The organism is Haloferax volcanii DS2, from assembly GCF_000025685.1.
GTDB lineage: Archaea > Halobacteriota > Halobacteria > Halobacteriales > Haloferacaceae > Haloferax > Haloferax volcanii.
On record NC_013967.1, the window covers coordinates 2288832 to 2312142 of the forward strand.

At 66.8% G+C, this 23311-nt stretch carries 19 protein-coding genes and 4 pseudogenes; 12 read left to right on the plus strand and 11 right to left on the minus strand.

From position 1 onward, the window contains the following. The first annotated feature begins 25 nt into the window (after positions 1–25). On the plus strand, positions 26–1363 hold the full coding sequence (gene hmgB / locus HVO_RS16350; RefSeq protein WP_004042308.1) for a hydroxymethylglutaryl-CoA synthase: 1338 nt from the start codon (positions 26–28) through the stop codon (positions 1361–1363). Between the two features lie 54 nt (positions 1364–1417). Here the strand turns inward: hmgB and HVO_RS21485 are convergent. Then, positions 1418–1718, minus strand: a pseudogene (locus tag HVO_RS21485) (DUF5789 family protein). 139 nt (positions 1719–1857) lie between these two features. Then, the gene (locus tag HVO_RS16360; protein WP_004042310.1) at positions 1858–2565 is read right to left on the minus strand and encodes a helix-turn-helix domain-containing protein; all 708 of its coding nucleotides are present in this window, start codon (positions 2563–2565) and stop codon (positions 1858–1860) included. 140 nt (positions 2566–2705) lie between these two features. On the opposite strand from HVO_RS16360, the gene HVO_RS16365 reads away from it, so the two are divergent. Together HVO_RS16365 and HVO_RS16370 are read left to right on the plus strand one after the other, a co-directional pair. After that, positions 2706–3362 carry a metal-dependent hydrolase gene (locus HVO_RS16365; protein ID WP_004042311.1) on the plus strand — a complete coding sequence of 219 codons (657 nt, stop codon included), beginning with the start codon at positions 2706–2708 and terminating at the stop codon, positions 3360–3362. A gap of 88 nt (positions 3363–3450) precedes the next feature. Continuing rightward, a complete protein-coding gene (locus tag HVO_RS16370) occupies positions 3451–3990 on the plus strand; it encodes a GNAT family N-acetyltransferase (RefSeq protein WP_004042312.1) in 540 nt (179 codons plus the stop codon). Positions 3991–4045: 55 nt separating this feature from the next. On the opposite strand, the gene HVO_RS16375 is transcribed toward HVO_RS16370, so the two are convergent. Then, positions 4046–4627 carry a hypothetical protein gene (locus tag HVO_RS16375; RefSeq protein WP_004042313.1) on the minus strand — a complete coding sequence of 194 codons (582 nt, stop codon included), beginning with the start codon at positions 4625–4627 and terminating at the stop codon, positions 4046–4048. A gap of 184 nt (positions 4628–4811) precedes the next feature. Continuing rightward, complete coding sequence (locus HVO_RS16380; protein WP_004042314.1) at positions 4812–5462, minus strand: GNAT family N-acetyltransferase; 651 nt, start codon at positions 5460–5462, stop codon at positions 4812–4814. A 206-nt stretch (positions 5463–5668) separates the two neighbouring features. On the opposite strand from HVO_RS16380, the gene HVO_RS16385 reads away from it, so the two are divergent. From HVO_RS16385 to HVO_RS16395, 3 genes are all read left to right on the plus strand, one after another. Beyond that, entirely contained in the window at positions 5669–6061 is a 393-nt protein-coding gene (locus HVO_RS16385) for a hypothetical protein (RefSeq protein ID WP_004042315.1), read from the plus strand. A 138-nt stretch (positions 6062–6199) separates the two neighbouring features. Continuing rightward, complete coding sequence (locus HVO_RS16390) at positions 6200–7666, plus strand: replication factor C large subunit (protein ID WP_004042317.1); 1467 nt, start codon at positions 6200–6202, stop codon at positions 7664–7666. 88 nt (positions 7667–7754) lie between these two features. Beyond that, positions 7755–8816, plus strand: coding sequence for a zinc-binding dehydrogenase (locus HVO_RS16395; protein WP_004042318.1), 1062 nt, complete (start codon positions 7755–7757; stop codon positions 8814–8816). 47 nt (positions 8817–8863) lie between these two features. Here the strand turns inward: HVO_RS16395 and HVO_RS16400 are convergent, their stop codons facing one another. From HVO_RS16400 to HVO_RS16420, 5 genes are all read right to left on the minus strand, one after another. Then, on the minus strand, positions 8864–9094 hold the full coding sequence (locus HVO_RS16400) for a hypothetical protein (RefSeq protein ID WP_004042320.1): 231 nt from the start codon (positions 9092–9094) through the stop codon (positions 8864–8866). A gap of 70 nt (positions 9095–9164) precedes the next feature. Further along, on the minus strand, positions 9165–9893 hold the full coding sequence (locus tag HVO_RS16405) for an amino acid ABC transporter ATP-binding protein (RefSeq protein WP_004042321.1): 729 nt from the start codon (positions 9891–9893) through the stop codon (positions 9165–9167). Beyond that, entirely contained in the window at positions 9890–10720 is an 831-nt protein-coding gene (locus HVO_RS16410) for an amino acid ABC transporter permease (protein WP_004042323.1), read from the minus strand. Before HVO_RS16410 ends, HVO_RS16405 begins: the two co-directional genes overlap by 4 nt. A gap of 43 nt (positions 10721–10763) precedes the next feature. Then, a complete protein-coding gene (locus HVO_RS16415; protein WP_004042325.1) occupies positions 10764–11657 on the minus strand; it encodes a basic amino acid ABC transporter substrate-binding protein in 894 nt (297 codons plus the stop codon). A gap of 288 nt (positions 11658–11945) precedes the next feature. Beyond that, a complete protein-coding gene (locus tag HVO_RS16420) occupies positions 11946–12737 on the minus strand; it encodes a COX15/CtaA family protein (protein WP_004042326.1) in 792 nt (263 codons plus the stop codon). A gap of 201 nt (positions 12738–12938) precedes the next feature. Between HVO_RS16420 and HVO_RS16425 the strand changes: the two genes are divergently transcribed. From HVO_RS16425 to HVO_RS16435, 3 genes are all read left to right on the plus strand, one after another. Then, a complete protein-coding gene (locus tag HVO_RS16425; RefSeq protein ID WP_004042327.1) occupies positions 12939–14207 on the plus strand; it encodes an RNA-guided endonuclease InsQ/TnpB family protein in 1269 nt (422 codons plus the stop codon). Positions 14208–14426: 219 nt separating this feature from the next. Then, positions 14427–15533 (plus strand): M24 family metallopeptidase, encoded by a 1107-nt coding sequence (locus tag HVO_RS16430; RefSeq protein ID WP_004042328.1) that lies wholly within the window; start codon positions 14427–14429, stop codon positions 15531–15533. 131 nt (positions 15534–15664) lie between these two features. After that, positions 15665–17920 carry an NADP-dependent malic enzyme gene (locus HVO_RS16435; RefSeq protein WP_004042329.1) on the plus strand — a complete coding sequence of 752 codons (2256 nt, stop codon included), beginning with the start codon at positions 15665–15667 and terminating at the stop codon, positions 17918–17920. A 33-nt stretch (positions 17921–17953) separates the two neighbouring features. On the opposite strand, the gene HVO_RS16440 is transcribed toward HVO_RS16435, so the two are convergent. Both HVO_RS16440 and HVO_RS16445 read right to left on the minus strand, forming a co-directional pair. Beyond that, positions 17954–18643: a hypothetical protein gene (locus HVO_RS16440; RefSeq protein WP_004042331.1), complete on the minus strand. Its 690-nt coding sequence runs from the start codon at positions 18641–18643 to the stop codon at positions 17954–17956. Between the two features lie 177 nt (positions 18644–18820). Further along, positions 18821–19459, minus strand: coding sequence for a ribonuclease H family protein (locus HVO_RS16445; protein WP_004042333.1), 639 nt, complete (start codon positions 19457–19459; stop codon positions 18821–18823). 219 nt (positions 19460–19678) lie between these two features. Here HVO_RS16445 and HVO_RS16450 point away from each other — a divergent pair. The 3 pseudogenes from HVO_RS16450 (at position 19679) to HVO_RS16460 (ending at position 23311) form a co-directional block, all read left to right on the plus strand. Further along, positions 19679–21241, plus strand: a pseudogene (locus HVO_RS16450) (ABC transporter substrate-binding protein). A 3-nt stretch (positions 21242–21244) separates the two neighbouring features. After that, positions 21245–22242: pseudogene (locus HVO_RS16455) on the plus strand (ABC transporter permease). Positions 22243–22248: 6 nt separating this feature from the next. Next, positions 22249–23311 (plus strand): annotated as a pseudogene (locus tag HVO_RS16460) (ABC transporter permease).

A 23311-nucleotide genomic window follows, 5' to 3' on the forward strand; every position in this document is an offset into this window, starting at 1 on the left:
ATCCCTCGGTTCTGTAGCATCGACCATGACTTCCGTCGGCATCGACGCCATGGAGATTTGGACGGGCAAACTCGTGTTAGACCTCCCCAACACCTTCGCGCCGGTGAAGGGCGAAGACCCGGAGAAGTACACGAAGGGCCTCGGTCTCCACACGTCGTCGTTCCCGGACGTGTACGAGGACATCGTCACGATGGGGGCGAACGCCGCCAAGAAACTGATGGACCGAAAGGGCCTCACGCCCGCGGACATCGGCCGCATCGACGTGGCGACAGAGTCCGCGTTCGACAACTCCAAACCGGTGTCGACGTACATCGCCGGCTGTCTCGAACAGGTGTACGACGGCGACTTCCGCCACGCCAACAAGGGCGAGCGCAAGTTCGCCTGCATCGCCGGCACCCAGAGCCTCGACGACGCCTACAACTGGATTAAAGCGGGTCGCAACCGCGGGCGCGCGGCGCTCGTCATCGCAACCGACACCGCCCTCTACGAGCGCGGCGACCCCGGCGAGGCGACGCAGGGCGCGGGCGCGGTCGCGATGCTCATCGACGAGGACCCGGACCTCGTCGAACTCTCGACCGAGCAGGGCTACGGCAGTATGGACGAGACGGACTTCCTCAAGCCGAACCAGCAGTTCCCCTCGGTGGACGGCAAGCGCTCCATGCAGGTGTATCTCGCTCGGATGCGCGAGGCGCTCGAAGACTACGAGAGCGTCGCGGGTCGCACCCACCCCGACCTGTTCGAGTACATCCCGTTCCACACGCCGTTCCCCGGCATGGTCCGGAAGGCGGCGCTTCTGGGCTTCCGCCACATGACCCGCGACACCGACATCGAAGACGACCTCGAAAGCGAAATCGGCCGCCAGCCCCGCGAGGAGGACTTCGAGACGTGGGACGACTACGAGGAGGCCATCCGCGGCTACATGGACGAACTGAAGACGACCGAGCAGTACCGCGACTGGTACGGTCGCGTCATCGAGCCGACGCTCGACATCTCCAGCCGCGTCGGCAACTGGTACACCGGCTCGGTCCACATCGCCCGACTGTCTGCCCTGAAGGCCGCCGCGGACGAAGGTAAAGATATGACCGGCAAGCAGCTGCTCGTCGGCTCGTACGGCTCCGGCGCGCAGGCCGAGATTCACGCCGAGCGGGTCCAAGAGACGTGGCTCGACGAAATCGAGGCCGTGGACGTGGACGACCAGCTCGCGGCCCGCACCGAGATTTCTTTCGACGACTACGAGCTCATCCACGACGTGCACAACCACGAAAAGGAAATCGAGGTCGAGGAGTTCACCCAACCCGAAGCCGAGTTCGTCTTCACGGGCTGGGGGCGGATGAACGAGCGCCGCTACGAATACGTCGAATAACAGACCGACCGCACGGCCGAGCGACGGGCGAGCGCCCGCGTTCGCGCTGGGTCGTCAGAACGACCGCGCTTGTTCGGGGAGTATCGACCACGAATCCGCCGGGTCCGCCCCTCGGTCGTCGTAGAACTTCCTGCCGATGTAGTCGTCGCTCACGCTCCCGAGTATCGTGTTGTACAGGTCGGCGGCCGACTCGTAGGTCTCAGCCGAGCGGGGCGAGGATGGTCTCGACGGTCTCCGCGTCGTCGACGTTCGGCGCGGTCACCTCGACGTCGCCGGCGCGTTCCAGCACGCGCTCGGTCGTGACCGGGTACTCGAACGCCGTTTCGAGGTACGATTGGAGGGCGCGAATGTCCATGGTCGGACATCGTCGCGGCCGCCCTTCGGCTTTTTTCGCCCTCAGGCGGACACTCTGGAAATTCGAATCGAAGGGAGCGAAACGAATCGAACGAATCGGGTCAGACGGACCGAAAACGGATACGGGTACTACGGCGTTCTCAGGGGAGCTTCCGCAGGTCTTCGAGCATCTCGTCTAAATCGCGGTCGGTCACGGCGAGGGCGAAGCCGTCGATGGTGGCGAGCGCGGGCGCGTGCTCCCAGAGGTCGTCCTTCGAGAGGCCGTGGAGGACGACGGCGTTCGGCGTCGGCGTGACGACGCGCATGGCGACGAGCGGCGACTCGCCGCGGGTGACGCCGGTGAACACGAGCGCCCGACTCGTCGACTGCCCGTAGAGCCGGTAGAACTCCTCGGAGGAGAGCCGCGTGATTGCCTGAATGCTGTTGATGACGGTGTGGCCGCTGATGCGGTCTTGGTCGCCGTCGACGATGGGGGTCGCGCCGATGGCGTCGTAGAAGCTATTGAGCGGAATCGACGTGGGGTACTCCCGGAGGTCCTGGACGATGTCGCTCTCGAAGCCGGCCGAGAGGACGCGGGCGTACTGCCGGATGCGACTGCCGCCGCGGGCCTCGTCGATATCGAGGAGCGCTTCGACCATCCGGCGGATGACGCCGATGCCGGGGCTCTCGCGGCGGCCGCTCTCGTAGTCGGAGACGACCGACGACGACACGTCCAACTGCTCGGCGAGCGCCGTCTGGGAGATGTCGAAGTCGGTCCGCCACTTCCGGAGCGTCGCGCCGGGGTCGTCCGAGAGGGTAATCTCGCCCGCGATGCGGCGGGCGAGGTCGTCGCGCGGTGCCGCGGTCATCGCGAACACCTCGGCCCGTCCGACGAGTGAGTCATGGGACAACCTGCGTGAGTATCCCGCAAAAGGATGTCGAAAGTGGTAGTCGTCGCGTGACGAACCCCGTGGGAACTCTGAAGGTCGTCGGCCGACCACTACGCGGTATGCCATCGACCCTCGTCCACGTCGCCGTCGGCGGACTCGTCGGTGCCGGCCTCCTCGGTCGCTGGTTCGACGCCCGGTCGGTCGGCGTCGCGCTCGTCGCTGCCGCGGTTCCCGACCTCGATTCGTTCACCAGCACGCACCTGCCCGGGAGCCACCGCGCGCTCCTCCACACGCTGTTGCTCCCGCTCGTCCTCGCCGCGCTCGTGGCCTACGACACGCGGATGCGGGACCCCGAACGCTCCGCGATTCGCGGTCGCTGGGGCGCTCGGGGGGTCGCAGTCGCGTGGGTCGGCGTCGCCGCGCTCCTCTGCGGCGGCATCTTCCCCGACCTGTTCACCAACGGTGTCAACGCCTTCTACCCGCTTCACGACGCGTTCTACTCGATTAGCGGGCGCGCCGAGTGGTCGAGCACGCGCGGGTTCGTCCAGACGTTCGTCGAGCTACGGCCCGCGTCGCCTCCGCCGACGACGGAGACGCTCCATTACAGCACCGTGGTCGACCCGTCGCCGGGCGCGGAACCCGAGAACGTCGAGCGGGTGGCCCCACTCGCCTCGTCGGGGACGGAACTGATGCTCGTCGTGCTCGGCGCGGGCGTGGTCGGCGGACGGCTCCTGTCGGAGCGGCTTCGCGGGCCGGCGGGCGAACCGGCTGAGTGACGGGGCGAGCCGACGACCGAATTGGGGCGAGCCGGGAACGCGGCCGCGACTCCGAGCGTTCATAACCGACGGCGACCCATCCGCGTGCATGAGCGAGACACCGGATGGCGTCGAGGTGCGGCCGTACGAACCGGGCGATGCGGCCGCGTTCTGGGAACTGAAGCGCGGATTCGAACTCGGTCTCGGCGCGGGGACCGGCGGCGACGACAAGCTTTCCACGTACGAGGCGAAACTCACGGACGACTACCGCGAGCGATATCTCTCGTGGGTCGAGCGCTGTGCGACCGACGACCCCGGCTGCGTCGTCGTTGCCGAAGCGGTGTCGGACGGCGGACAGAGCGGCAAGAGCGAGGACGCGACGCTCGTCGGCTACGCCTTCGCGCTCCCCGAGGAGATGACGTTCATCTGGGACGCCGCCGTCCTCAACGAACTGTTTCTCGACGCCGACTACCGCGGCTCGGGCGCCGCCGACGAACTCATGGACGCTGTGTTGGCCCACGCGCGCTCGCAGGACCTCCCCTTGGACCGAATCGTCCTCGACGTGGACGAGGCGAACGGTCGGGCGCGAGCGTTCTACGAGCGCTACGGCTTCGACCACTGGGGCGAACTGGTCGCGCGCGACCTCTGAGCCGGAACACGTGCGGGACCGGAGAACGGAGAACCGAACGGGCGGGCGTCCGTGACTACCGGAGCGCCGTGGCCGCGACGCCGCCGACGGTACCGAGAACGGCGGGGTATGCGACTCCCGCGAGGAGCGCTGACGTGACCGGGTCGGGGCTGACGGCCGCGTCGCCGACGGAGACGGTGAAAAGTGCGATACCGGCGAGCGCGGAGACGAGGTAGCCGACCGTGGTTCCCGCGCCGGCCAGCGCGCCATCCCGCGTCGAGGACGCGCCGCCGACGACGGCCGCGAGCGCGCCCGCAGCGAGCAGCGCGACCACGGGCACGACGTAGAGCACCGGCGAGAACGCCTCGACGCCTTCGATGAGGTTCGCGCTGGAGGTCGTTCCGAACAGGCCGGGGAACCGGGTCGTCACGCCGTGGGCGCTCATGAACACCCAACCGACGACCCTCCACGTCGAGACGTCGGAGCCGAGGGCTTCGAGCACCTGACTGGCCGTCGAGTTCTCGATAGTCGAGGAGGTCAAAAGGTAGGTCACGAGGTAGCCGAACAGGGCCGCCCCGAGACCGGCGACGCCGCCGCTGCCGACCGACCGAAGCGTCGATGGTGTGGAACCGGGCGTCGATTCAGGTGTCGTTGACATCGTGTCGGAACCGATTGTCGTTCTCCCGTAAATGTCTCGTGGCCGCCGTGAGTGATCGGCTCGCGGTACGATGTGACGAGACGAGGCGTCCACACCGCGACCCGCGCTCACGGCGGTCTGGAGGACGGCCGCGTCGTCGCCGGCGCGGTCCTCGGTGCAGTCCCCGGCGGCGAATCGAGGCGGCTCAGCGAACGTCGTCGGGGTCGAGGCTCCAGCGGAACTCGGCGTCGTAGTCGCCGTCGGTGGCGGTTTCCCACTGTTCGCGGGTCACGGACCAGCCGCGAACGTCGCGCGGGGTGCCGTCGGCGTCGACGGTCTCGTTGGGAAACAGGCCGTCTTCTCCCCCGCCGAAGCGGTCGGTGTACTTCTCGATTGCTCGACACGACGCCTCGTTTTCGGGCATGGCGTACGCGAGCGCCACGTCGAGGTCGAGCACGTCGAAGACCGCGGCGAAGAACGCGGCCGCCCGCTCGCCGGAGTAGCCGCGGCCCCAGAACTCCTTGCGGAGCCACATCCCGAAGACGGCCCGGCGCTTGTCCCACTCGGGGTTGAACCCGGCGGTGCCGGCGAACTCGCCCGCGCCGTCCTCGCCGTCGCGGGGGAAGACGGCGTAGACGGCGTTTTCCGCGGACTCGTGGCCTTCTTCGGCCCGTTCGAGGAACTCCAGCGTCTCCTTGGGCGTCTCGTGGGGGCCCCACGTGACGAACTTCGTCTCCTCTTCGATGGTGTCCGACCGCGAGGCGGCGAAGTGGTCGTAGGCGTCCAACGGGTCGACGACCGCCCGCGACAGGGCGCGGAGCCTGAGCCGCGGGGTGACGATTTCGTCGGGGAACATGGAACGGAGTCCACTCGGAGGGCGCTAATAAGTTTTCTGAACATTGATATATGATTGCGTGGAACACGCCCGGGGCGGTCGCCGCTCTCGAACCCGTCGGATTCGAACACGTTCCGAGCGCACACACGTTCTCCCGCGCGAGAACCCGGAGATGCGTACTTGTGGCGGGAGCGCGTCTAGCGAGGGCGGGAACGGAGTGCAACGAGATGGACTGGGAGCGAACGGTGGGCGGCTACGCGCTCGTCACGGGAGCCGTGACGCTGGCCATCTGGGTGTTGACCGTCGACGGCGGTCCGATGATGGAACCGCGGACCGACCCGTTTTCGCTGTTCGCGTCGCTCGTGTTGGGGGGGCTGACCGGGGTGTCGCTTCTGGCGACGGGCATGGGTCTCGTTCGGAGACAGTTGTGGGCGCGGCCGCTCAGTCTCGTCGCCTTCGGCCTGCTTTTCGCCGGCGTCATCGACAGCGCCGGCTACTACGCCGGCGTCGGCCGGGTCGGCGTCGTCGTGGCGCTGTTCGTCGTCTGCCTCGCCACGCTGGCGGCGCTCGGTTGGTCGCTCGTCGACGCCCGGAACCGGGCGCGGCGGGCGGCGTGGTGAGTCGGCGGGGTGAGACGGCGCGGTGGGGCGTCTGAGCCGGTGAGCCGCCCCGGTAGTTCGGGCCGCTTCCGGTGGGAGCGTCCGGCCGGCGCGCGGCGCTCCGCAACCACTAAACGCGCCTCGGTCCTCCTTCCGATAATGGTAGACTGGACGGAGAAGTACCGCCCATCGACGCTCTCCGAGGTCCGCGGCAACAACAAGGCCCGCGACGCCCTCGCGGAGTGGGCCAAGACGTGGGACGACCACCGGGAGGCCGTCGTCGTCCACGGGAGCCCGGGCATCGGAAAGACCTCCGCGGCCCACGCGCTCGCCGCCGACATGGGCTGGGAGACGGTCGAGTTGAACGCGTCGGACCAGCGGACCGGCGACGTCATCGAACGCTTCGCCGGCCGCGCCGCGAAGAACGCGACGCTCGCCGGTTCCTCCGCGGGCACGTCCACCCGGCAGTTGGTCATCCTCGACGAGGCCGACAACATCCACGGCAACTACGACCGCGGCGGGGCCAGCGCCGTCACCCGCCTCGTCAAGTCGTCGAGCCAGCCCATCGTCCTCATCGCCAACGAGTTCTACGACATGAGCCGCGGGCTCCGGAACGCCTGTCAGGAAATCGAGTTCCGCGACGTGTCCGCCCGCTCTATCGTCCCCGTCCTCCGCGACATCTGCCGCAAGGAGGGACTGGAGTTCGAGTCCGACGCGCTCGACCGCATCGCCGAGATGAACAGCGGCGACCTCCGGTCGGCCGTCAACGACCTCCAAGCCATCGCCGAGGGCCGCGAGAAAATCACCGAAGAGGACGTGGTCATGGGCGACCGCGACCGATCTGTCGGCCTGTTCGAGTTCCTCGACGCCGTCCTCAAAGAGGAGTCCGCGCAGGACGCGCTGTACACCGCCTACGACGTGGACGAGACGCCCGACGACCTCACGAAGTGGGTCGAGGACAAGGTGTCGCTCGTCTACGAACCCGACGAACTCGCCCGCGCCTACGACTTCCTCGCCAACGCCGACCGCTGGCTCGGCCGCGTGCGCGCCACGCAGAACTACTCCTACTGGCGCTACGCGACCGACAACCTCGCCGCCGGCGTCGCGGCCTCCCGCGACCGAACCCGCGGCGGGTGGACCCGCTACGGCGGCGCGCCCTACCGCTCGACCCGCGACAAGACCCGCGACACCGTCGTCCGGAAAATCGCGCAGAACGGTGGCTTCAGCATGGCGACCGCCCGCCGCGAGGCCCTGCCGTACCTCTCGGCCATCACCCACCACTGCAAGCCCCGCGAACTGACCGTCGCCATGGCCGCCTACTACGAGTTCGACGAGTCGCACGTCTCCTTCGTCACCGGGAGCGGCGAGACGACGAACAAGGTCCAGTCAATCGTCGAGGATGCCGGCGAACTCCGCGAGGAACTGGTCGAGGAACACGCCGCCGGCGCGTTCGCCGGCATGGAAGGCGTATCCGTCGACGACGACGCCGCGGCCGACGACGGTGGCGACGGAACGGACGACGTACTCGACCGCGATGCCGACACCGACGCCGACGAGTCGGCCGAAAGCGACGACTCCGACGCCGCGACCGACGACGGGCAGTCCGGTCTCGACGACTTCTTCTGAGCGGGACTGCGCCGCATTTTGTCCGCTGCACGACAGGCGGGATTGACGCCACGCGGAGCTTTTTGGGGCCGCCCGACGAACCGCGCGTATGAGAGCCGCAGTCCTCCGCGAACACGGTGAACCGCTCGACGTGACGGAAGTACCCGACCCGACGTGCGACGCCGACGGCGTCGTCGTCGAAGTCGAGGCCTGCGGTATCTGCCGGAGCGACTGGCACTCGTGGATGGGGCACGGCGAGTGGGCCGACGACGCGGTCCCGTCCGGGCAGATTCTCGGCCACGAGCCCGCCGGCCGCGTCGTCGAGGCCGGCGACCGCGTCGAGACGATTCGGGAGGGCGACCGCGTCGCCTTACCCTTCAATCTCGCCTGCGGTTCGTGCGGCTACTGCCAGACCGGCCACGGCAACGTCTGTACGGGCGACCACCCCCACGCCCTCGGCTTCGAACCCGCCGCCCAGGGCGCGTTCGCGGAGTTAGTACATCTCCCGTCCGCCGATTACAACGCGATTCAGCTCCCCGAGGATGTCTTACCGACCGACGTGGCCGCGCTCGGCTGTCGGTTCATGACGGCGTACAACGCCCTCGACGCCCGTGCCGGCCTCCGCGCGGGGCAGTGGGTCGCCGTCCACGGCTGCGGCGGCGTCGGCCTCTCGACGATTCAGGTGGCGAACGTCCTCGGCGCGCGCGTCGTCGCGGTCGACGTGCGCGAGTCCGCGCTCGACGCCGCGGCCGACCTCGGCGCTGACGCCGTCGTCGACGGCTCCGCGGAGGACCCGGTTGACGCCATCCGCGGACTGACCGACGGCGGGGCGCACGTCTCGCTCGACGCGCTCGGCGTCGCGGAGACCTGCCGGAACTCGGTTCGTTCGGTCCGGCCGCGGGGCTCGCACGTACAGGTCGGGCTGACGACCGAGGCCGAAAAGGGGAACGTGTCGCTGCCGACCGACTGGATGACGCGACACGAGGTGTCGTTCCTCGGCGCGCGCGGGATGCCGCCGACGAACGCCGACGACCTGCTCTCGCTGCTCGCGTCGGACGCTGTCGACCCCGGGTCGCTCGTGACGAAAACCGTCTCGCTCGACGAGGTGCCCGAGCGACTGGCCGCGATGACCGACTACGACACCGTCGGCGTCGAAGTGATGGTTCCGTAAAATCGGGGTTGGGCGGTTCGCGCTCGTTGACTCGGCTCGGTACCGGGTCAGGGCGTCGGCGTCGGCGCTCGACGCTCTTCAGAGGCCTCATCATCCAGCCCGCGCCAGACGACCGCGCCGCAGTCCGGGCAGTCGAGTCGGACCGTGCGGCCGTCGCGCGCCCGTTCGGGCCACGCGTCGATGCCGGCGGCGCGGCCGCAGGTCTGACAGAAGAGGACGGCCTTGGTGCGTTCGCTATCGGGCGGCTCGTGACTGAATTCGCGGGGAGCGTAGTTCATGCCGCAGGAAGCGGCGTTTCGGGGGATAAGCTTGTTGGAAGATTCCGGGTGTGTGCCCGGCTACCTCGGCTCAGAGCAGTTTCGAGAGGAACTGCTTGCCGCGGTCGGTCTTCGGGTTCTCGAAGAACACCTCGGGCGGCGAGTCCTCGACGACTTCGCCGTCGGCCATGAGGACGATGCGGTCGCCCACCTCGCGGGCGAAGCCCATCTCGTGGGTGACGACGAGCATCGTCATGCCCTCGTCGGCGAGGTCGTGCATCACGTCGAGCACCTCCCCGACGAGTTCGGGGTCGAGCGCGCTCGTGACCTCGTCGAACAGCATCACGTGGGGGTCCATGGCGAGCGCGCGGGCGATGGCGACGCGCTGTTGCTGGCCGCCGGACAGTTGGTTCGGGTAGGAGTTCGACTGCGCGCCGAGGCCGACGCGGTCGAGCAGTTCGTCGGCGCGGCGCTCGGCGTCTCCTTTCTTGAGCCCTTTCACCTTCGTGGGTGCGAGCGTCACGTTCTCCCGCGCCGTCTTGTGGGGAAAGAGGTTGAAGCTCTGGAACACCATGCCGATGCGCTGGCGCAGGCGGTTGATGTCAGCGTCGGCCGCGGAGATGGACTGGCCTTCGAGGCGAATCTCGCCGCCCTGAATCTCTTCGAGGCGGTTCGCACAGCGAAGCAGCGTCGACTTTCCGGACCCCGAGGGGCCGATGACGACGCACACTTCGCCCTCCTCGACGTTCAGGTCGACGTCTTTCAGGACGTGCGTGTCGCCGAAGTACTTGTTCACCTCGTCGAATTCGAGCAGACTCATCGGCGGTCACCTCCCCAATCCGAGCGCTCCTCCAAGTAGGTCACGAGTCGCATCAGCGGCAGCGTTATCGAGAGGTACGCGATGGCGACGAGGACGAGCGGCGTCCACGGGTCGAACGTCGCGCTGTTGACGCTCCGGAACGCCTGCATCAGTTCGGGGATGGCGATGATGGTGAGCAGTGAGGTGTCCTTCACGAGGATGACCTGGTCGTTACCGATGGCCGCGAGGGCGTTGCGCCACGCCTGCGGGACGACCACCTCGCGCATCCCCTGGATGTAGCCCATGCCGAGCGACCGGGCCGCCTCCATCTGCCCGTCGGGGACGGCCCCGATACCGCCGCGGACCGCCTCGCCGACGTAGGCGGCGTGGTTCAGCGTCAGCGCGATAATGGCCGTCGGGAACCCCCAGTTCTGTACCGGGAACGTCCCCGGCCACAGCGTCGGGATGCCGAAGTAGATGACGAATATCTGGAACAGAAGCGGCGTCCCGCGGAAGAACTGGACGTACGCCGTCGCGATGCCGTTCGTTATCGCCGTCTTCGAGACGCGCGCGAGGCCGACGAACACGCCGGCGGTCACCGAGAGGATACCGCCGATGACGACTATTTGGAGCACCAAGAGGTACGCATCAACGAACTGCGGAAGGATGGTCCGCATCAGCGCGAAGTCGACCTGCGTGGCGACGATGTAGGCGACGAGCGCCAAGACGGCGAGCGCGAACAGACTCGACAGCCCCACGCCGAGCCACTTCAGGCTCGTGTCGTCGATGAACCCGCCGCTCCCGTGGTCACCGTCCTCGGCGGTCGCCCCTGAGTATGTGTCTGCCATGAGTTCGAGTGTCTCTGTCAGTCGATAAAAAGGGGGGCCGCGTTCAGCCCTCGAAGTACTCGGCGTATATCTCGTCGTACGTCCCGTTCTCTTTGATGGCGGCGAGCGCCTCGTTCACCCGCTGGCGGAACTCGTCGTCGTCCTGACGGAACGCGATGCCGTAGTTCTCGACGGTGAGCGTGAGGTAATCGGGGGCGTTCTCGCCGGACTCGGCGGCCGCGCCCTCGCCCTGAAGGAAGCGGACCTCCCCTTCGCCTTGGTTGTTGACGAACTCCGCGTTGACGGTGTTGTCGTTGATGACGGCGACGACCTGCCCGTTGACGAGGGCCTGGAACGCGCCGGTGACCTGGTCGTACTGGTTGAGTTCCAGTTCGCCGTCGAACTCCTCCTGTAACTCCAGGGCGGCGTCGGCGCCGGTGGTGCCCTTCTGGACGCCGACGGTCGTCCCGCGGAGGTCCTCTCTGGACTGGATGTCGCTGTCCTGCCGGACGATGACCGTCTGGTACGCGGTGAAGTAGGGGTCCGAGAAGTCGACCTCCTGCGCGCGTTGGTCGTTGATGGTCATCGCGGACATGATGATGCGGAAGTTGTTGTTGTTCAGCGAGGGGATGATGGAGTCGAAGCTCGTCGGCTTGAACTCGTAGTCGATGCCGAGTTGACCATCGAAGACGGCCTCTGCGATGTCGACGTCGAACCCGGTGAGGTCGCCTTCGATCGTCTCGTACTCGAACGGACGGTACGGAATGTCCGAACCGATAGTAATCGTCTCGGGCAGCTCGCTCGCCTCGCCGGACTCGGTCGAGTCGGTGGTTTCGGCCTCGGTCGTCGAGGTCGTCTCGGTCGATTCACTCTCGCCTTCGCCGCCGCCGAGACAGCCGGCCAGCGTGAACGCGGCCGCGGCTCCGGCGGAGCCCTTCAGAAAGGTGCGACGTTCCATAACAGCCCTCAGGTAGCACAGCACCATATAACACTTCTTCGGTCCGCTCCTCAATTCATGTCGATATTGACGAAAAATATCCGGGAATTGTGTGGATGGGTGAGATATATGTCTAACTGAAACATCTTCACCACACTATCGTCTTCTCGGATTAATCTACAACTATCACGTGAGATGTTGTCTCTGCTGGGGTAGACGGCGGAATCGTTGCCGACGGAACCAATCGAGCTGCCCAAAGAGTGACTGCGAGGAGCCGCGAGGAGCAGTGAGCCGCGCCGATGCCCGTCGTCAGTCGGCGTCGTTCAGCTCGCCAGCCTGCGGCACGGGGAGGCCGCCGCGGACGAGGACCGCCGCGCCGACGACGAGGACGAGCGCGAGGACGGTTCCGCCGAGGTGGGCGAGTTCGAGCACCGGGCCGTACACCTGCCGGCCGGCGATGAGGAGCGCGAGGACCACGACGCTCGCGGGCGCGGTGACGAACCTGAGTCGGCCGTAGGCGTCCGCCCGCGGGCCGTGGGCGGCGTTCGCCCAGAGCGTGACGGCGAGGAGCGCGGCGTAGGTGGCGAGGCCGACGACGTAGTAGACGGCCTGCGTCGTCGGGCCGAAGGAGACGAACGCGTGGGGCGCGAGGACGAGCATGACGGGCGCGCCGACGAGCGCGAACCTGACCGCGTCGGCAATGCGGGGGACGCCGCGGTCAACGAGTCCCCGCGCGGCGGCGGCGACGACGGCGGTGAAGATGGAGGTCGCGACCACGTAGTGGGCGGTGAGGATGACCCACTCGTACTCGGTGACGGTGAGCGCCCCGAGGACGATTTGGAACGGGAGGATGACCGTGGCGACGACGAGCGCGTAGCGGACCCCTTTTGCGACGCCTTCGCGCCACGCCTGCACGGTCGTCCCGAGGATGAGAAAGCCGGTGAGCATGGCGACGAGGCGGTGGAACCATTCGAGGAAGCTGCTCCAGTTGGCCGGGAACAGGCCGAGGAAGCCGTCGCAGAACGGCCAGCGCCCGGCGCAGGTGAGACCCGCGCCCGCGGCGGCGGTGTACACGCCGAGGACCATCAGGACGCCGGTCATCGCGGCGGCCCCCGCGAGGAGGCGGCGAAGCCGAGGTGTCATACGCGTGGGTCAGGACCGCGCGAACTTATACATGGCGAGGAGAATACCCGCGCCTAAAGGCGCGGGATTAATCCGTCAACCCCTCCACTAACCACGTTCGATAGCACGCTCGTTACTTTTAATATACTAATTCTTATAAGTATTTATAACCATAGTCAGATGCTGGAGACAACCCGAACCTATCGAGCGACAATCGTCAATCACTCGCAAGTGAGTGACGACCTCGATGACTGCGGACACTCCGCGTCGAAACTGTGGAACGTCGCCCGCTACCACATCCAGCAAGAATGGAACGATACCGGCGAGATTCCGTCTGAAGCCGACCTCAAGCGCGAATTAAAAGACCACGAACGATATAGTGACCTCCATTCTCAGTCAAGTCAGCGCGTTCTCGAAGAACTCGCTGAGTCGTTCACCGGTTGGTTCAAAAAGCGCAAGAACGGCGACACAGATGCGAATCCGCCCGGCTACCGAAAGCGAGGCGACAACCACCCACGCTCCACCGTGACGTGGAAGCAGCACGGCATCAAACACGACACCTCGAACAATAGGCTCCGTCTCAGCAAGGGGTTCAACCTCAAAAGCCACCGTTCGGACTTCATCCTCTGCGAGTACGAGACGCGTCCGGACGTGACCGTAGAGAACATCCAGCAAGTGCGAGCCGTATGGAACGGCGACAGATGGGAACTGCACCTCGTCTGCAAGGTCGAAATCCCCGTCGAGGACGCTCCCGGCGATAACGCCGCAGGTATCGACCTCGGCATCAAGAACTACCTCGCCATCGCTTACGACGACGGTGAGGCGGAGTTGTATTCGGGGAACGTGCTGAAACAGGACAAACACTACTTCACCCGTGACGAGTACGATACCGAAGGCGAGAACGGGCCGTCACGTCGTGCGCTTCGCGCTCGCCAGAAGCTCTCGCGTCGGAAAGACCACTTCCTGCACGCACTCTCCAAGCACATCGTCGAGCAGTGTATCGACCACGAGGTCGGTCGTATCGCCGTCGGTGACTTGAGCGATATTCGAGAGGATGAAAATGGTGACTCTCGGAATTGGGGTACACGTAGAAATAAGAAACTCCACGGCTGGGAGTTCGACCGGTTCACTCGTCTGCTCGAATACAAGGCCGAAGAACACGGGATTCTCGTAGACCGCAAGAGTGAGCGAGATACGTCAAAGACGTGTTCGTGCTGTGGGCGGAAGCGTGAGGCGAAGCGCGTGGAGCGTGGGTTGTACGTCTGTGAGTCGTGCGGTGTGACGATGAACGCGGACGTGAACGGTGCGGTCAACATTCGCAGAAAGATAACTCAGAATCCTCCGACGGAGGATATGAGTAACGGTCGTTTGGCACGGCCAGTAGCCTACCTGTTCACTCAAACCTCGGGGCGTTTTGCACCGAGCGAGCAGGCGGGTTGCAAACCCTAATATCCCAACTGCGGTCGGGATTCCCGCGTTGACGAGACGCTCTGCGTCTCGTTCGCACACCAGAACACTCTGCGTTCTGGGGACGTCTTTAGGCACGGGAGGATGTCAAATCTCGTCAGTATGGTCCTCGAAGGCGTCGTCGTGAGGGTGGTCGCTCGCGCGGGTGACACGCCCCATCCGAGCCGTCCCATTCAAGTCGGTTCGGTTGGACGCGCGAACATGGACGAGCGACTCGACTCCCGAGCAGACCGACTCGACGCGTATCTCGCAGACCGCGACCTCGAAGCGGTCTGGTTCGCCCGACCGAACTCTTTCGCGTGGCTCCTCGGCGGCGACAACGTCGTCGACCGCGACTCGCCGTTGGGCGTCGCCGCCGCCGGCTACGACGGCGACGAGTTCCACGTCGTGACGGACAACATCGAAGCGACCCGCCTGCTCCACGAGGAACTGCCCCACGAGGACGTTCGCGTCCACCGCTTCCAGTGGTACGAGGGCTCGCTGGCGTCCGGCGTCGAGTCGGTCTCACCGACCCCCGCCGCCGCCGACTTCGACGTGCCCGGTTTCGAGGACGTGGACGCCGCGGCTGTCCGCCAGCCGCTTTCCGACGCCGACATCGAGGCCTACCGCGAACTCGGCCGCGACGCGGCGAGCGCGGTCGAGCGGGTCTGTCGCGAACTCGCGCCGGGCGACACCGAACACGAGGTCGCCTCCGGTCTGAAAGTCACGCTCAGCGCGATGGGCATCGAAGCGCCGGTCGTGCTCGTCGGGGGCGGACGACGCGCCCAGAACTACCGCCACTACACGCCCAAACAGGAGGAACTCGGTGACTACGCGCTCGTCTCGGTGACGGCTCAGCGCGGCGGCCTCTACGCGAGTTGCACGCGGACCGTCGCGTTCGACGCGCCCGAGTGGCTCGAAACCCGCCACGAGGGGGCGATGCAGGTCGAGACGGAGGCGCTGGCGGCGACCCGAAAGGCCGCCGCGGAGGGCGGTACTGCGGGCGACGTGTTCGACGCCATTCGCGACGCCTACGACTCGGTTGGCGAGTCCGAAGAGTGGCTGAACCACCATCAAGGCGGCGCGGCCGGGTTCGCCGGCCGCGAGTGGTTCGCCACGCCCGACGCCGACGACGAAGTCCACGCGCCGATGGGCTACGCCTACAACCCGACCATTCAGGGCGCAAAGAGCGAGGGAACCGCGCTCGTCACTGACGAGGGCGTCGAGCCGCTGACCATGACCGGCCGCTGGCCGACCCGGACCGTGACCGACGCCGACGAGACGGTCGAACTCGAACGGCCGGAAATTCTTCACATCGAACCGGAGTAATTTTTCGAGCGGAGCGGCGTCGATTCGTCGCCGCGACCTCGCCGCCGTCCGTCGGGGGTTCGACTATTGTCGAAGTCAAAATTCGACGTTGTTGAATAGCTTTTTGCCCCCTGCGTGAGGACGTGTGGGTCATGGGACTGGACGACGACTCACGGAAATATCACAGACAGGACCCGCCCGGAAAAATCGAGATAGCGACGACGAAGCCGACGAACACACAGCGCGACCTGAGTCTGGCGTACTCGCCGGGCGTGGCCGCGCCGTGTCTCGACATCGCGGAGGACGAAGACGCCGCCTACGAGTACACCGCGAAGGGCAACCTCGTCGGCGTTGTTTCCAACGGCTCCGCCGTCCTCGGGCTGGGGGACATCGGGGCGCAGGCGTCGAAGCCGGTGATGGAGGGCAAGGGCGTGCTGTTCAAGCGCTTCGCCGACATCGACGTGTTCGACGTCGAACTCGACATCGCCGACGTGGACGACTTCGTGGCGGCGACGAAGGCGATGGAGCCGACGTTCGGCGGCATCAACTTAGAGGACATCAAGGCCCCGGAGTGTTTCGAAATCGAACGACAGCTCCGGGAACAGATGGATATCCCCGTGTTCCACGACGACCAACACGGCACGGCCATCATCTCCGGGGCGGCGCTTTTGAACGCCGCCGACATCGTGGACAAGGACCTCGACGAACTCGACATCGTCTTTTCGGGGGCGGGCGCGTCCGCGCTCGCGACGGCGCGGTTCTACGTCTCCCTCGGCGCGAAAAAGGAGAACATCACGATGTGCGACTCCTCGGGCATCATCACCGAGTCGCGCGTCGAGGACGGCGACGTGAACAAGTACAAAGCCGAGTTCGCCAAGCCGGTCGACGAGGGCTCGCTGTCGGACGCGATGGAGGGTGCGGACGTGCTCGCGGGGCTCTCGGTCGGCGGCATCGTCAGTCAGGAGATGGTGCGGTCGATGGCCGACAACCCGGTCATCTTCGCCATGGCGAACCCGGACCCCGAAATCACCTACGAGGACGCGAAGGACGCCCGCGACGACACGGTTATCATGGCCACGGGTCGCTCTGACTACCCGAATCAGGTGAACAACGTCCTCGGGTTCCCCTTCATCTTCCGCGGCGCGCTCGACGTGCGCGCGACCGAGATTAACGAGGCGATGAAGCGCGCCGCCGCCGAGGCGCTCGCCGAACTCGCCCGCCAGGACGTGCCCGACGCGGTCGTCAAGGCCTACGGCGACCACCCGCTCCAGTTCGGTGCCGACTACGTCATCCCCAAGCCGCTGGACCCCCGCGTGCTGTTCGAAGTCGCCCCCGCGGTCGCGCAGGCGGCGATGACCTCCGGCGCGGCCCGCGAGCGCCTCGACATGAACGCGTACCGCGAGGAGTTGGAAGCCCGCCTCGGGAAGTCCCGCGAGATGATGCGCGTCGTCCTCAACAAGGCGAAGTCGAACCCAAAGCGGGTCGCCCTCGCGGAGGGCGAAGACGAGAAGATGATTCGCGCCGCCTACCAGATGCAGGAGGAGGGTATCGCCGAACCCATCCTCGTCGGAGAGACGACGACGATTCTGCGCAAGGCCGAAGAGCTGGGTCTCGACTTCGACCCGACTATCGCCAACCCCCGCGACGGCGAGTGGGACCACTACGTCGACCGTCTCTACGAGCTTCGACAGCGGAAGGGCGTCACGAACTCCGAGGCCGAGGAGCTCGTCCGCCGCGACTCGAACTACTTCGCCAGCGTGATGGTCGAAGTCGGTGACGCGGACGCGATGCTGACGGGTCTCACGCACCACTACCCGTCGGCGCTTCGCCCGCCGCTCCAGATTATCGGCACGGCCGACGACGCCGACTACGCCGCCGGCGTCTACATGATGACGTTCAAGAACCGCGTCGTCTTCTGCGCCGACACGACGGTCAACCTCGACCCCGACGAGGAGGTTCTCGCGGAGATTACGAAGCACACCGCGGACCTCGCCCGTCAGTTCAACGTCGAACCCCGCGCGGCGCTGCTCTCGTACTCCAACTTCGGCAGCGTCACGAACGAGGGGACGCGCAAGCCCCGCGACGCCGCGGCGCTCCTGCAGGACGACCCCGAGGTCGACTTCCCGGTCGACGGCGAGATGCAGGCCGACACCGCCCTCGTCGAGGACATCCTCGAAGGAACCTACGACTTCGCTGAGCTCGACGGCCCCGCGAACGTCCTCGTGTTCCCGAACCTCGAAGCCGGGAACATCGGCTACAAACTGCTCCAGCGACTCGGCGGCGCGGAGGCCATCGGCCCGATGCTCGTCGGCATGGACAAACCCGTCCACGTCCTCCAGCGCGGCGACGAAGTCAAAGACATCGTCAACCTGGCGGCGACGGCGGTCGTGGACGCGCAGGAAGAGTAACGCGAAGTTCGCCGCCAGTTTCTCTTCGAATCCCTACCCGAACTCGGCCCACGCGACGGCGACGCCCAGCCCGACCGCCGGCGGGGCCGCGTAGAGCGCGAACGTCGTCGAATCCGGCGGCGAGAAGCACGCGGCGAAGGCGACGAGACAGAGGAGCGACAGCCCTCTCGTCCGCCCGGTGAGTCGCCGCGAGAGCGCGCCGGCGCGGCGTAATCCGAGCAGAAGCGGGGCGACGGCCGCGCCGCCGCCGACCGCGACCGGGAAGAACAGTTCGAGTTCGAGCGTCGACTGTCGGGAATCGGCGGCTACGCGGCCCCACTCGACCAGCACGTCGACGAGGCCCGGCGCGAACTGCCGCGCGGCGACGGTTCCGACGAGGAAGCCCGCGGCGGCGAGCGCGAGCCACCCCGAGGCGGCGCGGAGGTCGACCGCCGGGTCGCGGTCGACGAGGGCGACGAGCGAGACGCCGGCGGCGAGAGCGCCGGCGAGCGCGCCCAGTTCGAGCCGGACGAGGAAGGTCGGGCCGCCGACGCCGACGACAGTTGTCGAAACACCGGCGGTCGGTGAGAGGAGCCCCGGGTCGCGGACGGCGACGACGACGACGACGGCCGTCAAGAGTGCGGTGATGACCAGTCGGCGCGCGTGGCGGCGCGCGGTCGCACCGAGCGGCGAGAGCCCGCGTCTCCGAGGGTCGAACGCGCCGACGGTCTCCGCGGGGTCCATACGTCCGGCGTCGTCGCTCCGTGTTGTCAACTTTTTGATGGAGGAGTGACCGGCCGGAGAGGGGACGGTCGCCCGACGGTGGCGGCCCGGAACGGCGCCGCCCCGGTGGGACTGCTCGCGCTCGGCGGCCCACTCGATGGACGGGGCGAACGGGGGGTCGTCGACGACGGCCTGCGTTCAGTCGCTCGCGCGCCCTTCGAACCGCGAGGGCGGGAGGTAGCTCACGTCGGTTCCGGAGTCGGCTTCGAACTCCGGGGGGTCGGGAAGCACGCAGCGGTCTGCCCGCCGGTTGACGTGTTCGTACTCGTTCGGCGCGTTCGCCAGCGGGTGCGCGGGGTTCTCTCGGCTGTCGATTCGCGCGGCGCGAAGCTCTCCGAAGCCGGCGATACGGGCCTGAATCCCCCGCCAGTGGTGTTCGCTGCCGGCGGGGACGACGATTCGCTTCGGTGACTGCCAGTCGGGGTGGTCGCCGGCGAGGACGGCGTTGTTGACGTTCGCGGCGAGGTCGTCGTGGTCGACGAGGACGCCGACCCGAGCGTCGGGGGGCGCGCGATGGGCGAGTACGTCCAGTCCGAGGTGAAGTGCGCGATACTCCGAGACGTTGTTGTCCGGCGGCACGTCAGGGAGTGCGATACGGGCGACTCGCTCGCCGTCGCGGGTCTCTATCACCGCACCGAGTCCACCGCCGTTCGGGCGATACGACCCGTCCGTCGCGACGTAGAAGTGCCGTTGATGCGTGCGCGGCGGGTGTGCGATGTGAGGCGTCGGCGACTCGTCGAACAAGTCCCGAAGTGTGGGACGGCCGGTCACGGCCATACGAACGTTTCGGAGATGGGGCGTAATAAACGTACCCCGTATCTGAGGTGCGATGCGCCCGTGTCAGATGTCGATGCCTCAGAGGGATAATTATCTGTAATATATTCTCAGAACGCTATACGAAGTCGGGTCACAGGCAATGGATACAAGAACGGTCAACTCAATGAGCCTTCGATGGCTGACAACACTTCGCATACTAGTCGACGTTCATACATTAAGTTGGCAGGCAGCGCGGCGGCGGCAGCGGCGCTCGCGGGCTGTACCGGTAACGGCGGGGAGGAGTCGGAGACCACGGAGACGAGACGGAGACCGCCGAGACGACGACGACCGAGGACAGCGGTTCGTTCGACGTGACTATCACGCAGGGTCAGATGCCCTCCGGCCCCGACCCACAGGACCACCGCGAGACGTCGACGGATATCGTCGTCATCCACGCGTACGAGGGCGTGTTGACCCGCGACGCGGCGGGGTCGATTCAGACCGCGCTCGCGACGAACTACGAGCGCATCGACGGGGAGAACGCGGTCCGCTTCGACCTCCGCGAGGGCGTCACGTTCCACAACGGCGACGAACTCACCCCCGAGGACGTCGCGTACAGCATCAACCGCGTCGTCGACTAGGAGGTCGGCTTCGCCAGCCCGCAGAGCGACCAACTCGCCGGCGTCTCCGGCGCGGGGTCATCGAGGGCGAGAACGCCGTCAGGGTCAACAACGCGTCTCTCAATCCCATCGTGTTCTCCGAGTTCGCGACCTACCTCGACGTGATGCAGCGGTCGTGGGTCGAGGAGAACGACAAGGCGTACATCAGTCAGCACATGAACGGTACGGGGCCGTTCCAACTCGACTCGTACACCGAAGACGAGGAGGTCGTCCTCACGGCGTACGAGGACTACTGGCGGGAGCCCGCGGCGGTCGACACGCTCACCTTCCGCGCCGCGTCCGAGGCCAGCACGCGCGTCAACCAACTCCTGCAGGGCGAGACCGACCTCATCGTCAACGTCCCGCCGCAGGAGGTCCAGCGCGTCACCAACTCCGACAACGCGCGCGTCGCCGCGGCCCCGTCGACCCGCATCATCTACAACGGGATGCGCTACGACGTCGAACCGTTCGATTCGGTCGAGTTCCGGCAGGCGATGAACTATGCCATCGACCTCGAGAGCATCGTCCAGAACGTCCTCGGCGGCTTCGGCGCGCAGACGGGCCAGCCGACGCTCCCCGAGTTCGTCGGCCACAACCCCGACCTCGACCCGTACCCGTACGACCCGGACCAGGCAGAGCAGTTGGTCGAAGAGTCCGGCTACGCCGGCGCGGAGATCGAACTCAACACGCTGGTCGGCCGCTACCTGAAGGACCTCGAAATCGCGCAGGCGGTCGCGGGCTACATCGACGAGCTACCGAACGTCACGGCGACGGTCCGCCAGCGCGACTTCGGCTCACTCGTGGACGAACTGCTCGCGGGCAGTATCGAGGCCCGCCCGCCGTGGTTCCTCATCGGCTGGGGCGAGGCGACGTTCGACGGCGGCCTCGTCATGGAGGCGCTTCTCTCCTCCGACGGGACGCTCACGACGTGGCAAAACGAGGAGTTCGACGCGCTGCTCGAACAGGCCGGCAACCAGTCCGGCGAGGAGCGCGAAGCGACGCTCCAAGAGGCGAACTGGCCCACGACCAGTGCCCGTGGATATTCCTGAACCAGCAGTACAGCGTCTACGGCGTCAACGACGCCATCGCGTGGGAGGCCCGCTCCGACGAGCGCATCGACGCGTACGCGATGAGCCAGCAGTAGTCGATGTCGCTGTCGAGGTTCCTCATCAAACGCTCGCTCCAGGGGCTGTTCGTCATCTGGGGGTCATCACGGTCGTCTTCGGCCTCCGGTTCATCTCGCCGGGGGACCCGGCGAACGTGCTGTTGCCGCCCGACGTCGACCCGGAGGTCAGAGCGCAGGTCATCGCCGAACTCGGGCTGAACGAGCCCCTGTACGTGCAGTACTGGGAGTTCATCTCGGGCGTCCCGTTCGGTGACCTCGGCCTGTCGCTCGTCACCCGGACGCCGGTCTCGGCCCGCGTCGTGGCGAGACTCCCGGCGACGCTGGAACTCGCCATCGCGGCGACAGTCGTCGCCGTCGTCATCGCGATTCCGCTCGGCGTCCTCTCTGCCACGCGGCGTCACGAGCCGGCGGACTACGGCGCGACCGTGTTCTCGCTGGTCGGCATCAGCACGCCGAACTTCTGGCTGGGCGTGATGCTCATCCTCGTGCTCGCGGTGCAGTTGGACGCGTTCCCGACCAGTCAGCGCCCCATCGGCCTCGACGGCATCGCGGTGCTTCTCGCCGGCGGCGACGTGGGCGCGGCGATACGCGGCTTCGGGACGTGGCTGTGGCATATCACGCTCCCCGCAATCACGCTCGGGACGTACTTCACCGCGCTCATCACGCGGCTCACCCGCAGCGGAATGCTCGACCAACTCGGACAGACCTACGTCCGCGCGACGCGGGCGAAGGGGCTCCCGGAGACGCTGGTCCGCTACAAGCACGCGCTTCGGAACACGCTCATCCCGGTCATCACCGTCATCGGACTCCAACTCGGCACCCTCATCGGCGGGGCCGTCATCACGGAGGCCGTCTTCGCGTGGCCGGGACTCGGGTCGCTCATCATCAACAGCATCAACGCCCGCGACTGGCCGGTCTTACAGGGCTCGCTCATCGTCGTCGCGGTCGGATTCGTCCTCGTGAACATCCTCGTCGACGCCCTGTACGCCTACGTCAACCCGCAGGTGGCCTACGATTAACGCTCTATGATATCGGAACGCACACGCAGAAACCTTCGCCGGGAACTCAGACGGAGTCTCCTCGCGAAACTCGGCATCGTCGTCGTCGTCCTCATGGTGGCGATGGCCATCTTTGCCCCGTTTATCTCGCCGTATAGCCCGTCTCAACAGGACCTCGACAACGCCCGGCAACCGCCGCTCGGCTTCAGCACGACGGAGACCAGAGAGGTGACGCAGATGGAAAACGGGAGCGTCGTCATCGAAGACGGGCAGGTCGTCACCGAGACGCAGACCGTCTACACGAACGCGACGCTCGCCCACCCGCTCGGCACCGACGGCAACGAGCGAGACATCCTCTCGCGCATCATCTACGGCGCGAGAACGTCCATCCTCGTCGGCCTGTTCGGCACGTCGCTCGCGGCGCTCATCGGCGTCCTCGTCGGGCTGTCGGCGGGGTTCTATCGCGGGCGCGTTGACGACGTGCTGATGCGGAGCGCGGACATCATGCTCGCGTTCCCCCTCGCTCGTCCTCGCAATCGCCCTCGTCGGCGTCTGGGGGCAGGCGCAAGCGCCAATCCCCGACCCGTTCGTCGCCACCGGAATCGCCCCGGCGTTCCGCTCGGCGGTCGGGTTACCGACGGGCATGCCGGAGACGGTCGTCCTCCCGGGGACGGTCATCGTCGTCGCGCTCGTCAACTGGGTGTGGTTCGCCCGCGTCGCCCGCGGCGAGGCGCTTTCCATCCGCGAGGAGGAGTACGTGAAAGCCGCGAAGGCGCTCGGCGCGAGCGACGGGCGGACGATGCTCAGACACGTCCTCCCGAACGCCATCACGCCAATCCTCGTGTTGGCGACGATTCAGGTGGCCGCCATCATCCTGCTCGAATCGGCGCTGTCGTTCCTCGGCTTCTCCGGGGCCGACGTGTCGTGGGGCTTCGACATCGCCCTCGGCCGGCAGTACCAGTCCACCGCGTGGTGGATTTCGACGATGCCCGGCCTCGCCATCGTCGTGGCGGTCATCGGGCTGAACCTCGTCGGCGACTGGCTCAGAGACGCGCTCGACCCCGGCATCGAAGGGGAGGGGGGCGTCTGA

Coding starts and splice junctions, on each gene's coding strand:
- HVO_RS16425 (WP_004042327.1), top strand. CDS start 12,939: ATGCTGGAGACAACCCGAACCTATCGAGCGACAATCGTCAATCACTCG.
- HVO_RS16435 (WP_004042329.1), top strand. CDS start 15,665: ATGGGACTGGACGACGACTCACGGAAATATCACAGACAGGACCCGCCC.
- HVO_RS16390 (WP_004042317.1), top strand. CDS start 6,200: ATGGTAGACTGGACGGAGAAGTACCGCCCATCGACGCTCTCCGAGGTC.
- HVO_RS16385 (WP_004042315.1), top strand. CDS start 5,669: ATGGACTGGGAGCGAACGGTGGGCGGCTACGCGCTCGTCACGGGAGCC.
- HVO_RS16405 (WP_004042321.1), bottom strand. CDS start 9,893: ATGAGTCTGCTCGAATTCGACGAGGTGAACAAGTACTTCGGCGACACG.
- HVO_RS16380 (WP_004042314.1), bottom strand. CDS start 5,462: ATGTTCCCCGACGAAATCGTCACCCCGCGGCTCAGGCTCCGCGCCCTG.
- HVO_RS16415 (WP_004042325.1), bottom strand. CDS start 11,657: ATGGAACGTCGCACCTTTCTGAAGGGCTCCGCCGGAGCCGCGGCCGCG.
- HVO_RS16440 (WP_004042331.1), bottom strand. CDS start 18,643: ATGGACCCCGCGGAGACCGTCGGCGCGTTCGACCCTCGGAGACGCGGG.
- HVO_RS16370 (WP_004042312.1), top strand. CDS start 3,451: ATGAGCGAGACACCGGATGGCGTCGAGGTGCGGCCGTACGAACCGGGC.
- hmgB (WP_004042308.1), top strand. CDS start 26: ATGACTTCCGTCGGCATCGACGCCATGGAGATTTGGACGGGCAAACTC.
- HVO_RS16365 (WP_004042311.1), top strand. CDS start 2,706: ATGCCATCGACCCTCGTCCACGTCGCCGTCGGCGGACTCGTCGGTGCC.
- HVO_RS16430 (WP_004042328.1), top strand. CDS start 14,427: ATGGACGAGCGACTCGACTCCCGAGCAGACCGACTCGACGCGTATCTC.
- HVO_RS16445 (WP_004042333.1), bottom strand. CDS start 19,459: ATGGCCGTGACCGGCCGTCCCACACTTCGGGACTTGTTCGACGAGTCG.
- HVO_RS16375 (WP_004042313.1), bottom strand. CDS start 4,627: ATGTCAACGACACCTGAATCGACGCCCGGTTCCACACCATCGACGCTT.
- HVO_RS16360 (WP_004042310.1), bottom strand. CDS start 2,565: ATGACCGCGGCACCGCGCGACGACCTCGCCCGCCGCATCGCGGGCGAG.
- HVO_RS16400 (WP_004042320.1), bottom strand. CDS start 9,094: ATGAACTACGCTCCCCGCGAATTCAGTCACGAGCCGCCCGATAGCGAA.
- HVO_RS16410 (WP_004042323.1), bottom strand. CDS start 10,720: ATGGCAGACACATACTCAGGGGCGACCGCCGAGGACGGTGACCACGGG.
- HVO_RS16420 (WP_004042326.1), bottom strand. CDS start 12,737: ATGACCGGCGTCCTGATGGTCCTCGGCGTGTACACCGCCGCCGCGGGC.
- HVO_RS16395 (WP_004042318.1), top strand. CDS start 7,755: ATGAGAGCCGCAGTCCTCCGCGAACACGGTGAACCGCTCGACGTGACG.